This is a genomic window from Bacillus cereus group sp. N24 (genome assembly GCF_016483345.1).
Lineage (GTDB): Bacteria > Bacillota > Bacilli > Bacillales > Bacillaceae_G > Bacillus_A > Bacillus_A toyonensis.
Map to the genome: position 1 here is coordinate 90843 of NZ_JAEHCA010000014.1, position 13306 is coordinate 104148.

Sequence of the window (13306 nt, forward strand, 5' to 3'; positions counted from 1 at the left end):
TATAATAATTCATCAATTTTCCACATACTTATGTTGTCCCTAAAAATATGCTAAATCCCTTATTTAAAAGAAACATTCTATTCCTCTTACATAAAAAAGCAAAACAAAAGACCTTATATGTCTATAAGGTCTTCGAAACAGAAATTTGATTATAACATAAGGAACTCCCTGGTTCAAAAAGCTTCTGCCAAAAATAACCGGGAGTAAAGGCTTCCATTTGCTACATAACAGTAATAAAAAAAATTTTATATTTTACAGGAAATCCCCCTATACTAAATATTATTTATGAAAGAAATTTGGCTTCAAAATATCATTCGGATACGGTTTATGATAAATATGAGTGGCAGCTGGCGATAATGGCGGTATTAACCATACCCAATTTCCTGTTACAACGCGACCACAGGCAGCTTCTTGCTTCTCAAATTGCTGAAATTGTTGTGCAGCAGTATGGTGGTCAACAATACTAATTCCTTGTTTTTTAAATGAATATAATACAGCAATGTTCAACTCAATTAATGCCTTGTCTTTCCATAACGTGCTATTTCTTGATGTATCTAAATTCATCATTTCTGCAACTGCTGGAAGTAAATTATAACGATCCTGATCAGCTAAGTTCCGAGCTCCAATTTCCGTCCCCATATACCATCCATTAAACGGAGCTGCCGTATAAGAAATACCACCAATCTCTAAACGCATATCTGAAATCATCGGCACTCCATACCATTTCACTTCTAAAGATGAGATTGGGTAATCTGGATGCTCAATTGGTACTTCTTTTACTTCTTCTTTTGGAATTTCTTTATATATAGGCTCTTTTCCATCAACAGAAAATACAAGCGGTAATACATCAAAATTCGTACCTTCTCCTTGCCAGCCAAGTTCCTGACAAAAATCCGTAAATGTAGCGGAATGAGAATCACCGATTACTCCCATTTCTGTTTTATATCCTGCATATCGAATTAATTGATGATTATAAATTCGTATATTATTTTCTTCACTTTCATATTGCTTAAAAATTGTAATTGTCGGTTTAACTTTCCCGTCGTTCGTTGCATATTTAATGTGATGAATTAACGCATTATATACACCTTCTTCATCATTCACTTCACGTGCATCTAATATGTGCATCTTACTCCAGAATAGCCTTCCAATACATCTATTACTATTACGCCATGCCATTCGCGAACCATGAACAAGTTCTTCAAATGTATGCTCATACGTTCCCGTTCTCTCTATTTCCATGTGAATTTCTTTTATACGCTCTTCTATGAATTGCTCTTTATTAAGCTCTTTATAGCAAGTAGTAATAAAATTACTCGCTTCCTCTATTAATTGTTTCGTTTTACTCATAAACAATCTCCTTCTATTTCAACAAACGCTACTAATTTACAGTATAAGCAAAAAGGATAATAGTCACAAACGAAAGTGAAAGTGTTACTTTTATTGTAATATTTTCAGAAAATTATAGAAATCCCTCTTGACTTCTATGAAAAATAAGTGTATTTTTGACTCAGGTAAAATATTTTTACCTAGACCAACTTTTAAACTAGAAAGGAGGTAATATTATGTCTTCATTTCAATTGCCAAAGCTTTCATATGACTATGATGAATTAGAGCCATATATTGATAGCAATACACTTTCTATTCATCACGGAAAGCACCATGCGACATATGTAAACAATTTAAATGCTGCTTTAGAAAACTATACTGAATTACATAATAAATCTTTAGAAGAGTTACTATGTAATTTGGATGATTTACCAATGGAAATTATTACAGCAGTTAGAAATAACGGTGGTGGTCATTATTGTCATAGTCTTTTTTGGGAAGTGATGAGCCCTCGAGGTGGCGGCGAGCCTAATGGAGACGTTGCAAAAGGAATTGATTATTATTTCAATACCTTTGACAACTTACAAGACCAACTGTCCAAAGCGGCCATTAGTCGTTTTGGAAGTGGATATGGATGGCTTGTTCTTGACGGTGAAGAACTTTCTGTTATGAGTACACCGAATCAAGATACACCTTTGCAAGAAGGGAAGATCCCGTTACTCGTCATTGATGTATGGGAACATGCCTATTATTTAAAGTATCAAAATCGGCGCCCAGAGTTTGTTACCAACTGGTGGCATACAGTGAACTGGGACCGGGTAAACGAGAAATATTTACAAGCAATTCAATCACAAAAACATTAGTCGTGCGTATAAGGTAAATTTGGTAATGTAAAATCAGTATTGTCGAAATCCTCCAGAATCCCCCGGATTGCCACCGGGGGATTTATGATTACTTCATTGTATTTATGTAATGGCGTAAAATATTTTTCATTTCTAGTTTCAACTCTCGGAATGGAAATCCCAATTCACGAGCCTTTTCATTATGTAACGTACAATTAATTACTTCATTATAAGGCGCTTTATTATCTCCTACTTCTTGAATGAGAGCTTTTATCCCCGTATTTTCTTCTATGAAACGAATAACTTCTCTGGTAGAAACTACCCCGTTGCTACAAGCATTAATCGGCCCTTCTATGTTTTCCATCCCACACCAAGCTAAAAACTCTCCTGCTTCTTTCTCATGTATAAATACCAAATCTCCATCTACATGATCCACAACGATAGGCTCTTGTTTCACAACATGTTCAACGTAAAATTGTAATCTTTTCGTATAATCATTTTCTCCAATAACAACTGGAAAACGCACTGCAACAACTGGGAATGCTGCATGTTGAAATACAACTGCCTCAGCTAATCTCTTACCTTCACTATAATTAAAATCATTCCTATCTCCATACGTGATTGCATACTCATATGGATTAAAATCCTCTTCTAACAGACCTAGCGCAGGCCTATAGACAGCCATTGAAGATGTCATAATATACTTCTTAGTTTTTTCTTTTAACACTTCACATGCTCTCTTCGCTGCATTTGAGCTATAGCATAAATTATCGTATACAATATCATAACTTTTACCTTCTAAACGCTTTGCTAGTTCTTTTTCGTCTTCTCTATCTACGATAATTCTTTTTACTGCACTTCCAAAGGAATCTTTAGTAACTCCCCTCGTCGCAATCGTTACATCATGTCCAGCTTGCAACAGTACTTGTACTAAATGTTTACCAAAAAATTTTGTTCCCCCTAGTACCAATACTTTTTTCACCTTCATCATCCCCGTTTTCATAAATTGTAAAATACTACCTCCCTTATTATAAATGCTAAAATAAAAAAACATGGAATCAGTTTAACGATTCCATGTTTTTTCTACATATGACGCATTAACGTACTCGATATTTAAAAATACAATAACAGAAATATAAAATAGAAATTACTGATACATAAACCCATAGTTCATATACAAATCCCTCTCCCCAAACTCCCATAAAATAAAAGAGTGAAGGCAGTGTCAATGTTACCCATGATTGTACGAAAGCAATTCTTCCAAGATATTGATTGATATTCTTTTTTTGTGTATTTAATACAAAGAATAAATACCAAAGTAATGCCCACATAAACCATGTTAACGCATTAACAACATCGTTGAATTGAACAAATGAAACGACCATATAGAATAAAGCAATAATCGCTACCCAAATACAGAACCATCCTAGACCACTACTATCCATTCCCTTTATAAAAGTAACACCTACATATAAATAGGTTAATCCAAATAAAAAGGTAGCTGCATATGAATATACCGTCCAATTACTTTGATCAGAAATCATAATCAAATAGAACGGAATGATAATTTGTAATGCCCCCACAAATAAATTAAAAACACCTGCGCTTTTCATCTCTGCTTTTCCTAATATAACAAGACTATTTAAAAATAAAGCTGCACCTGAAAGTAATAATCCTACATAACCCATATATATTCGTGTGAAAATCTTATCTTTTCACACTTTTAACCTCCCCACACTTTAAAGTGATACCTATATTATTTTTCTTCCCATTTAAAACTACATACATAATTTTTCATCTGAATAAGTCAGACTTCCTACCTTAAAAAAGAGCAAACTTAAAACGCTTTCAATAATAAATAACCCTATCAAAATATGCAATAGGATTCCTTGATTATAAACGGACTCTAACAAGGATACAAGTGTTGGAATACTTTTCAATCATACGTTTTTAATTTCTATAAAAAATGAATAGAATGATACATTTTCCCTATCTCATTCTACTAATGCCTAGCATAAAATATAGTACAATCATATCATTTTAAGGAAGGTTTGATATTTATGCCTCTTCATTATCCAAATCAACCTGTTTTTCACTCCACAGGTGTATTAACAAGAGAGCCTGCAACTGTTTCAGCAGTAGTAAACATTGTAAATTTAGATGCATTTTACGCACACTATGTAAGTATAGAGGTTTGGGATTGGTCTAACTATTCTAATCCTGTAAAATTACCTGTACTAATTGGTGAAAATGCGGAAGTAGTATTTCCATATATTTTACAAGGGAACAACTTAGCAGTTTTTTATGCTGATTTAGGTGACGCTGTTGACTTGTATGAAATTCGTATTTCTTATCCTAGCCACTCCAATATTATCGCAAATTGTTTTGGACGAAGCATACCGCCATACGCAAGCCAAGAAGGTAATACCGTATATCATAAACAACTTGTTCGAATTCATTAAGTTCTCTTTCCAAATCACCAATTTATAAAAGCATTCAATAGATTAAATTCCTATTGAAGTGCTATGGTCAGTAATACTCTCTTTCATTTTCTTTTCCTCAACGAAAACTATTACTGACCTTTGGTTCCTTTATTATACATAAATACAATAAAAATAAAGTATCCTCCTTAAATCATTTGATAGCCATTTTTATTATTTACCTGCCATCTCCAAGAATCTAAACACATTTCTTCTAATCCATATTCCGCTTCCCATCCTAATTCTCGCTTCGCTTTAGATACATCAGCAAAACATATCGCTACGTCCCCAGAACGACGCCCGATAATTTTATAAGGTATTTTTTTGCCCGAAACCTTCTCAAAAGCATTGACCATCTCCAATACACTATACCCTTTCCCTGTACCAAGGTTATATGCATCTATTCCTGTAGTTTCAAGCACTTTCTCAAGTGCCTTTACATGTCCTTTTGCAAGGTCAACAACGTGAATATAATCACGAACACCTGTCCCGTCTTTTGTTGGATAGTCATTTCCAAATATATTTAATTCCTTTAACTTCCCTACCGCTACTTGTGTTACATATGGCATTAAATTATTTGGAATCCCATTTGGATCTTCTCCAATACGACCACTTTGATGCGCCCCAAATGGGTTGAAATAACGAAGTAACGCGATACTCCATTCACCATCAGCTTTTGCAACATCACGCATAATTTGCTCTATCATTAACTTTGTTTGCCCGTATGGATTTGTCACGCTTAATGGAAATTCTTCCGTAATTGGTGATGTTTTTGGAATTCCATATACAGTTGCAGACGAACTAAAAATAAATTTTTTCACATTATGTTTTTGCATTACATCACATAATATAATCGTACTTATAATATTATTATAATAATATGTAAGCGGAATTGTAGTAGATTCCCCAACTGCTTTGAAGCCAGCAAAATGAATAACTGCTTCAATGTTATTTTCCAAAAAAATCCCATTCATTTTTTCACGATTTAAAACACTTTCATTATAAAATTTAAATTGTTTCCCTGTTATTTCTTTTACTCGGTTTAAAGACTCTATTGAACTATTTGAAAGATTATCTACGACTATAATTTTATAATTATTATTTAATAATTCTATACACGTATGACTACCAATATATCCTGCTCCACCCGTTATAAGTATCGCCATATATATAGTCCCCCACTTATCATCAATTATAAAATTTTATAATCTCAATACACATCTATCCTATCATATTCCAAGGTATAAATTCTAAATATTTTAAATTTTCTTTTATATAAAAAGCTACATAACTTTAAGTTATGTAGCTCTTCAACATCTATATTTTTCTATATCATTTTTTATTACCCAAAAATTTTAGTAAAAGCTATCCAAACGTTCTGATTTGTTAAATTACGTAACAATATACACTTAAAAAGTGTGCCAGGCTTCCTAATAATACGAAAACATGAAAAATTTCATGGTGTCCCATATATTTAAACTCCAACCATTTTGGCTTAGCACCGTAAATAAACCCACCAATTGTATAAAAAATACCTCCAAGTACTAAGAAAAGGATACCTCCCGTACTTAAATTCTCAGCTAGCGGTGCAAAGAATAGAACAATTAACCAACCCATCAGAAGATAAATTCCTGTCGATAACCACCTTGGGCAATTAAACCAAAACATTTTAAAAACAATACCACAAATCGCAGTTGCATAAACTAAACAAAATAGTAGTAAACCATTTGCCGAACTTAATGTAATTAAGCAAAAGGGTGCATATGTACCTGCAATTAATATAAAAATCATAGAATGGTCTAACTTCCTAAAGAAATAAATAACACGTTCACTGGCTACAACACTATGATACACAGCTGATGCCATATAAAGGACCATCATCCCAATACCAAATAAAATAACAGCTGTAATTGCAGCAAAAGATGGCATCTTAACAGAAACTTTCACAAGCATAGCTAATAATGCAATAAATGCTAATACAGCTCCTCCTAAGTGAGTAAATGCATTAACCGGTTCTCTTACATAAGCATTCATATAAACACCCCTCATATAATTACATGTAGTTTTAATAACTACATGTAATTATATACACATTATTTATACTAGTCAACATTTACAATTCACTTGTTTCGTAATACCATATTTAAAGATATGCTAAACATTCAGTTCCACTAAGTTATAAAAGTGAGGGGTTTTACGTGGAAAATATAAATAAATTACTTGAATCATTACATTTAGAAAAAAATATTAAACTTGAGGATATCCCAAATGTCGACTTATATGTAGACCAAGTTGTTCAACTATTTGAGAATACTTATGCGGATACAACAAGAACTGATGATGAAAAAGTATTAACAAAAACAATGATTAACAATTACGCAAAAGGGAAACTATTCATCCCTATTAAAAATAAAAAGTATTCAAAAGAGCATATGATTTTAATTAGCTTGATTTACCAATTAAAAGGAGCCCTTTCCATTAATGACATAAAAAGCTCATTAGAAAATATAAATGTACCTTTACTAAACGATGATACATTCGAATTAAATACTCTCTATAAAGATTATCTTGCTCTTACTGAAACCAATGTGGAAACCTTTAATCAGGACGTAAATAACCGTATTAGGGAAGTAAATGAGATTTCCTCCTTAGAAGATCAAAAGCTAGAAAAGTTTTTATTACTAACATCCTTCGTGACGATGAGTAATATGTACAGACGATTGGCGGAGAAGTTAGTGGACGATTTAAAAGAATCGTAAATAAAAAAACTATCCACCTGTTACAGTGGATAGTTTTTTTATTTACTTAATTGCTTCATGGACTTTTAATTGTTTCCCTTTAATCGTTGTAGTTTTCATGGTCTTTAAAACAATTGGTCCTTTTCCATTTAATATTTCAACGTAAGAAACATTGTCCTGTATCGTAATAATTCCTATATCTTCTGCTGTAACACCTTTAATTTTAGCAATTGTGCCGACAAAATCTACCGCTCTAATTTTCTTTTTCTTCCCGCCATTAAAGTACAGCTTCATAATCCCTTTGTTTAAGTCTGCACTTTTATCTTTCTTTATAATTGGTTTAGCATGTATTTTTTCCTCAAATACTGCCTTCCCTTTCATAACCTCTTCCTTTGAAGGTGCATATGCCTTTGGAATTTCAAAGCCGATGTACGCCTCAATTTCTTCTAAAAATCTATTTTCATACGGAGTTATGAATGTAATAGCTTTTCCTTTATTACCAGCTCGTCCCGTTCTTCCCGTACGATGTACATAACTTTCTTTTTCTAACGGAATATCATAGTTAATAACATGTGTAATATTATCAATATCAATTCCTCTAGCAGCTACGTCTGTCGCTACTAAATAACGGAACTTTCCTTTTCTAAAATCGTCCATAACTTCAAAACGATCTTCTTGCACCATACCACCATGTATTTTGTCACAAGGATAGTTAACACGGTTTAACTGTCTAAATACGTGATCTACATTTTCTTGTGTACGGCAAAAAATAATACAACTATCTGGATTCTCAATCGTTGTTACATCTTTAAGAAGTGAAAGCTTATCCTCTTCTCTCGTCTCAAAAAGTGTATGTTCAATTTTATCTGTTGTAATCCCGGCCGCCTTAATTTCAATATGCGTTGGCGAATCCATATACGTACGGGATAACTTTTCAACATCTTCTGGAAGTGTTGCCGAAAATAGCATTGTCATTCGCTTTGTAGGTAATTCATCAATAATTGCCTCTACTTGATCAATAAAGCCCATATTTAGCATTTCATCTGCTTCATCAATGACTAAATACTTCAGACATTCTAAAGAAAGGGTACCTTTTTCAATATGATCTAATACACGGCCAGGAGTCCCCACTACGATATGTGTCTTTTGTTTTAACTCTAATTTTTGACGTGCAAATGGAGACTTACCATAAACGGCCGCAGCCTTAATTCTTTTGAAGCGGCCTATATTCGTAATATCTTCTTTCACTTGAACAGCAAGTTCTCTCGTCGGCGTCAAAACTAATGCTTGTGGCTTATTCTCTTCCCACTCCACCATTTCACAAAGTGGAATACCGAATGAAGCTGTTTTCCCACTTCCAGTTTGCGATTTTACAACAAGATCCTTCTTTTTCAATGCAACTGGAATAACCTCTCCTTGCACTTCTGTTGGATGTTCATATCCTAAACCAGTAAGTGCTCGTATTATTTCTTTACTTAATGCATAATTACTAAATTCCTTTTTACTCATATACTAACCTCATTTGAATTTTATATTTAAATAACTATACTCTCCATATCTAACGTCAAGTTATACCAAGATACTATATTAAATCAATGTTTTCAATTCATTTAAGTTTCAATTTATCTACGTATAATTCTTAAATAATAAAGGACAGCCTTAATTATAAGTCTGCCCCTCTAAATTGTATTCATCTTTTATGGAACTAATTTTTTTACAACTGGTATTCTTTGCAATACTAAAGTAATTACCATACTAAGAACAATTGTGATTGTTACATTAATAGGTATTGCCAATATTGCATGTGCATGTTCATTCACCTTTGGAAATACTCTGTACAGATAGTTATTTAATAAGAAAAAGTGAAGGATATAAATACCAAGGCTCGCTTGATTTATACCGCGTAATACAAATGGTAATTTTCTTTCTGAATTTTCGAAAGAATATTTAAAAAATACAAATAAGCTAATCGCCATAAGTACAACACCTGGAGAAAAGTATCCATACCAAAACTGATCCAATTGTCCGTTTGCCTGAACTGTATAATAATATGTAACAAAGAATGTAATAATAAATCCTACAATTCCTCCAATGTAAGCCAAATTCCTCCACTTTTTCACAATATCATAATTGGATAAATAATAACCAAGAAGGAAATAGCCTACATAATTTGTAACGTAAAATAATTCAATATTAAAGTTGATAGGATAATAATATTTTGCCAAATTAACGACAACAGATGCATATAACCATAAAATTAAAAAATACTCTATCTCTTTCTTTTGAGCATTCTTCACAAAAATTTTCAGTAAAGGTGTAATTAAGTATATCCCTACAATCATGTACATGAACCATAAATGTCCACCAATACTATCTGTTAGAAAATATTTTATCCCCTGTTTTATAGAACGCGGGAAATATCCTGCATAAGCTCCGTATAAATAAAATAAAACACTCCAAGCTACAAAAGGTATAATTACCTTACTTGCACGTTTCTGTATAAATTCTCCAATAGAAATATCTTTCGTACCCTTTAATAATAAAGCTCCACTAATCATCACAAAGATTGGAACGCTAGCGCGTGAAAGTGACTCAAAAAGATTCCCAGACAACCAACGCGAAACGTTATTTGCATCCAATGTGGAAACATAACCAGCGGAGACATGAATTGTAACTACTGCGATTGTCGCTAACACACGCAACCAATCCATATACACTAATCGTTTCATTAACAGCTCTCCTAAATTTACATATTTGATTTTCCCTATACCACACATAATTTTACATTAAATCATGTTATGTTAAAACAAATTTTGACGATATAAACCTACAGCAGACTTAAATCAACTTAATTTTTTTATATAAACATTAAAACCTTTGACTTATTAGTGAAAATAATGTAAATTATCCTTTGGACGAACATTTTCAAATGAAACAAATAAAATATTCGTATTTTAGGGGTGTAAATGATGGAAAACGTATTTGACTATGAAGATATTCAATTAATTCCTGCAAAATGTATTGTAAACAGTCGATCTGAATGTGATACAACTGTCACTTTAGGAAAACATAAATTTAAATTACCTGTCGTACCTGCAAATATGCAAACGATTATAGATGAAAGAATCGCAACTTATTTAGCTGAAAATAACTACTTCTATATCATGCATCGTTTCCAACCAGAGAAACGAATCTCGTTCATTAGAGATATGCAATCACGTGGATTAATTGCTTCAATCAGCGTTGGTGTTAAAGAAGACGAATACGAATTCGTACAACAATTAGCTGCTGAGCAACTTTCACCTGAATACATTACAATCGATATCGCACACGGTCACTCTAATGCTGTGATCAACATGATTCAACATATTAAAAAACATTTACCAGAAAGCTTCGTTATCGCTGGAAACGTTGGAACTCCAGAAGCGGTAAGAGAATTAGAACACGCTGGCGCTGACGCAACAAAAGTTGGTATTGGACCTGGTAAAGTTTGTATTACTAAAATTAAAACAGGCTTTGGAACTGGTGGTTGGCAGTTAGCTGCACTTCGCTGGTGTGCAAAAGCTGCAAGTAAGCCGATTATTGCTGACGGTGGTATCCGTACACACGGTGATGTAGCTAAATCTATTCGATTTGGGGCGACTATGGTTATGGTCGGTTCTCTATTCGCTGGTCATGAAGAGTCTCCAGGGGAAACAATCGAAAAAGATGGAAAGCTTTATAAAGAATACTTCGGTTCAGCTTCTGAATTCCAAAAAGGTGAGAAGAAAAACGTTGAAGGTAAGAAAATGTTCGTGGAGCATAAAGGTTCTTTAGAAGACACTTTAATCGAAATGGAACAAGATCTTCAATCTTCTATCTCTTACGCTGGTGGAACAAAATTAGATGCTATTCGTACTGTAGATTATGTTGTCGTGAAAAACTCTATTTTCAACGGTGATAAAGTATATTAATTCTTATATTCAGCTCGAAGGACAAGCATGTGTATGCCTGTCCTTCTTTTTTATGTATAAAACCGTTAAATATTTTTATTTTACTGAATTTTCTAGTATCATATTTTTAAATACTTAAAATAAGGGGGCTATAATAAATGAAAAATGTAATTGAAAATCGCCTTATTCGCGCAGAAGTTCCTACTGAACTAACATGGAATCTTTCTGATTTGTATAAATCTGATGCCGAGTGGCACGCTGCATTAAACGTATTAGAAAATGATATACAGAAACTTGATGCACTTAAAGGACACTTGCATACTAGCTCCACTACTTTACTAAATTGCTTACTTATAGAGGAAGAGCTTTTAATGAAATTAACAAAACTGAGCTCATATGCAAACCTAAAAGAATCTGCTGATCGGACAGATCCAGTTATTCAAGCGAACTCTTCCAAAGTTTCTGCTCTAGGAACGAAAGTACATACAGCACTATCCTTTATTCATAATGAAATTCTCTCATTTGAAGAAGGCACGATTGAAAAATATTTAATTGAGGAGATAAAACTCAACCCTTTTCGTAAATCATTACTAGAAGTGCTGAGCAAAAGGCAGCACACTCTTTCACCTGAAACAGAAGAAGCACTTGCTGCACTTGGCGAAGTTCATAGTTCTCCATACAAAATTTACGGCATGACTAAATTGGCCGATATGGATTTCAATCCTATACAAGACGAACAAGGAAACGAATTCCCTGTGTCATTTGCATTATTTGAAAGCAATTATGAATTCTCTCCAAGCGCATACATACGTAGAAAAGCATATGAATCGTTTGTTTCCACTTTGAAGCGATATAAAAATACAGTTGCCACAACATATGCTACTGAAGTAAAAAAACAAGTGACACTTTCTCGTTTACGCAAATATGAATCCGTTACTCATATGCTTTTAGAGCCGCAAAAAGTTCCACTTGAAATGTATAACAATCAACTTGATATTATTTATAAAGAATTAGCGCCTCATATGCGCCGTTTTGCAGATTTAAAAAAGAAAGTATTAGGACTCGATCAAATGCTTTTCTGCGACTTACATGCACCTTTAGATCCTGAATTTAATCCAGCAATTACTTACGAAGAAGCAAGCAAACTCATTCAAGATTCTTTAAAAGTATTAGGAGATGAATATAGTTCCATTATCGAAAAAGGCTTCAAAGAAAGATGGGTAGATCTTGCAGATAATGTAGGCAAATCAACAGGAGCATTTTGTTCAAGTCCATATGGTTCTCACCCATATATTTTAATTACATGGCAAAATACGATGCGCGGATGCTTCACATTAGCACATGAATTTGGTCATGCTGGGCATTTTTATTTAGCAAATAAAAACCAGCGCATTATGAATGTACGTCCATCTATGTACTTTGTTGAAGCACCATCAACGATGAATGAATTATTACTAGCCCAACATTTACTTGCAACAACTAACGATAAGAGAATGCGCAGATGGGTCATTCTACAACTACTTGGCACATATTATCATAACTTTGTTACTCACTTACTTGAGGGCGAATACCAACGAAGAGTATATACTCTAGCAGAAGAAGGACAAGCACTTACAGCTAAAAGTTTAACCGAAATAAAAACAAATGTCCTTTCTACATTCTGGGGGGATTCTGTAGAAATCGATGAAGGTGCCGGCTTAACTTGGATGCGCCAACCTCATTATTACATGGGCTTATATTCTTACACGTATTCCGCAGGTCTAACTGCATCTACCGCAGTAGCCCAAATGATTAAAGAAGAAGGGCAGCCCGCCGTTGATCGCTGGTTAGATGTACTTCGCGCTGGTGGTACAATGAAACCACTTGAATTAATGAAACATGCCGGAGTAGATATGTCAAAACCAGATGCAATCCGTAAAGCTGTTTCTTACGTTGGCTCCTTAATTGATGAATTAGAGCGTTCTTATCAAGAATAAAGTGAAACT

Annotated in this window: 12 protein-coding genes; 5 read left to right on the forward strand and 7 right to left on the reverse strand. The window is 33.6% G+C overall.

The window, feature by feature from the left end:
- Positions 1-279: 279 nt before the first annotated feature.
- The gene (locus tag JDS95_RS19550) at positions 280-1350 is read right to left on the reverse strand and encodes a nitric oxide synthase oxygenase (RefSeq protein ID WP_000047638.1); all 1071 of its coding nucleotides are present in this window, start codon (positions 1348-1350) and stop codon (positions 280-282) included.
- Positions 1351-1565: 215 nt separating this feature from the next.
- On the opposite strand from JDS95_RS19550, the gene sodA reads away from it, so the two are divergent.
- Entirely contained in the window at positions 1566-2192 is a 627-nt protein-coding gene (gene sodA / locus JDS95_RS19555) for a superoxide dismutase [Mn] (RefSeq protein WP_000094054.1), read from the forward strand.
- 88 nt (positions 2193-2280) lie between these two features.
- On the opposite strand, the gene JDS95_RS19560 is transcribed toward sodA, so the two are convergent.
- Positions 2281-3174, reverse strand: a complete 894-nt coding sequence (locus JDS95_RS19560) for an NAD-dependent epimerase/dehydratase family protein (protein ID WP_199690731.1) — start codon at positions 3172-3174, stop codon at positions 2281-2283.
- 94 nt (positions 3175-3268) lie between these two features.
- A complete protein-coding gene (locus tag JDS95_RS19565; protein WP_000542573.1) occupies positions 3269-3859 on the reverse strand; it encodes an AmiS/UreI family transporter in 591 nt (196 codons plus the stop codon).
- Between the two features lie 372 nt (positions 3860-4231).
- Between JDS95_RS19565 and JDS95_RS19570 the strand changes: the two genes are divergently transcribed.
- A complete protein-coding gene (locus JDS95_RS19570) occupies positions 4232-4633 on the forward strand; it encodes a hypothetical protein (RefSeq protein ID WP_001128273.1) in 402 nt (133 codons plus the stop codon).
- A 167-nt stretch (positions 4634-4800) separates the two neighbouring features.
- Here the strand turns inward: JDS95_RS19570 and galE are convergent, their stop codons facing one another.
- Positions 4801-5817, reverse strand: coding sequence for a UDP-glucose 4-epimerase GalE (galE, locus tag JDS95_RS19575; protein ID WP_199690732.1), 1017 nt, complete (start codon positions 5815-5817; stop codon positions 4801-4803).
- Between the two features lie 220 nt (positions 5818-6037).
- Positions 6038-6685 carry a PAQR family membrane homeostasis protein TrhA gene (gene trhA, locus JDS95_RS19580; protein WP_000995371.1) on the reverse strand — a complete coding sequence of 216 codons (648 nt, stop codon included), beginning with the start codon at positions 6683-6685 and terminating at the stop codon, positions 6038-6040.
- A gap of 164 nt (positions 6686-6849) precedes the next feature.
- Here trhA and JDS95_RS19585 point away from each other — a divergent pair, with 164 nt between their 5' ends.
- Entirely contained in the window at positions 6850-7410 is a 561-nt protein-coding gene (locus tag JDS95_RS19585; RefSeq protein WP_000427895.1) for a DUF1836 domain-containing protein, read from the forward strand.
- A gap of 42 nt (positions 7411-7452) precedes the next feature.
- Here the strand turns inward: JDS95_RS19585 and JDS95_RS19590 are convergent, their stop codons facing one another.
- Together JDS95_RS19590 and JDS95_RS19595 are read right to left on the reverse strand one after the other, a co-directional pair.
- Positions 7453-8898: a DEAD/DEAH box helicase gene (locus tag JDS95_RS19590; RefSeq protein WP_199690733.1), complete on the reverse strand. Its 1446-nt coding sequence runs from the start codon at positions 8896-8898 to the stop codon at positions 7453-7455.
- A 188-nt stretch (positions 8899-9086) separates the two neighbouring features.
- Positions 9087-10118 (reverse strand): acyltransferase, encoded by a 1032-nt coding sequence (locus JDS95_RS19595; protein WP_000827025.1) that lies wholly within the window; start codon positions 10116-10118, stop codon positions 9087-9089.
- A gap of 240 nt (positions 10119-10358) precedes the next feature.
- Here JDS95_RS19595 and guaC point away from each other — a divergent pair, with 240 nt between their 5' ends.
- Together guaC and pepF are read left to right on the forward strand one after the other, a co-directional pair.
- The gene (guaC, locus tag JDS95_RS19600) at positions 10359-11342 is read left to right on the forward strand and encodes a GMP reductase (protein ID WP_000432439.1); all 984 of its coding nucleotides are present in this window, start codon (positions 10359-10361) and stop codon (positions 11340-11342) included.
- Between the two features lie 137 nt (positions 11343-11479).
- Entirely contained in the window at positions 11480-13297 is a 1818-nt protein-coding gene (gene pepF, locus JDS95_RS19605) for an oligoendopeptidase F (RefSeq protein ID WP_199690734.1), read from the forward strand.
- The last annotated feature ends 9 nt before the right edge of the window (positions 13298-13306 follow it).

Coding starts and splice junctions, on each gene's coding strand:
- JDS95_RS19595 (WP_000827025.1), bottom strand. CDS start 10,118: ATGAAACGATTAGTGTATATGGATTGGTTGCGTGTGTTAGCGACAATC.
- JDS95_RS19590 (WP_199690733.1), bottom strand. CDS start 8,898: ATGAGTAAAAAGGAATTTAGTAATTATGCATTAAGTAAAGAAATAATA.
- trhA (WP_000995371.1), bottom strand. CDS start 6,685: ATGAATGCTTATGTAAGAGAACCGGTTAATGCATTTACTCACTTAGGA.
- JDS95_RS19565 (WP_000542573.1), bottom strand. CDS start 3,859: ATGGGTTATGTAGGATTATTACTTTCAGGTGCAGCTTTATTTTTAAAT.
- guaC (WP_000432439.1), top strand. CDS start 10,359: ATGGAAAACGTATTTGACTATGAAGATATTCAATTAATTCCTGCAAAA.
- sodA (WP_000094054.1), top strand. CDS start 1,566: ATGTCTTCATTTCAATTGCCAAAGCTTTCATATGACTATGATGAATTA.
- JDS95_RS19550 (WP_000047638.1), bottom strand. CDS start 1,350: ATGAGTAAAACGAAACAATTAATAGAGGAAGCGAGTAATTTTATTACT.
- JDS95_RS19560 (WP_199690731.1), bottom strand. CDS start 3,174: ATGAAAACGGGGATGATGAAGGTGAAAAAAGTATTGGTACTAGGGGGA.
- pepF (WP_199690734.1), top strand. CDS start 11,480: ATGAAAAATGTAATTGAAAATCGCCTTATTCGCGCAGAAGTTCCTACT.
- galE (WP_199690732.1), bottom strand. CDS start 5,817: ATGGCGATACTTATAACGGGTGGAGCAGGATATATTGGTAGTCATACG.
- JDS95_RS19570 (WP_001128273.1), top strand. CDS start 4,232: ATGCCTCTTCATTATCCAAATCAACCTGTTTTTCACTCCACAGGTGTA.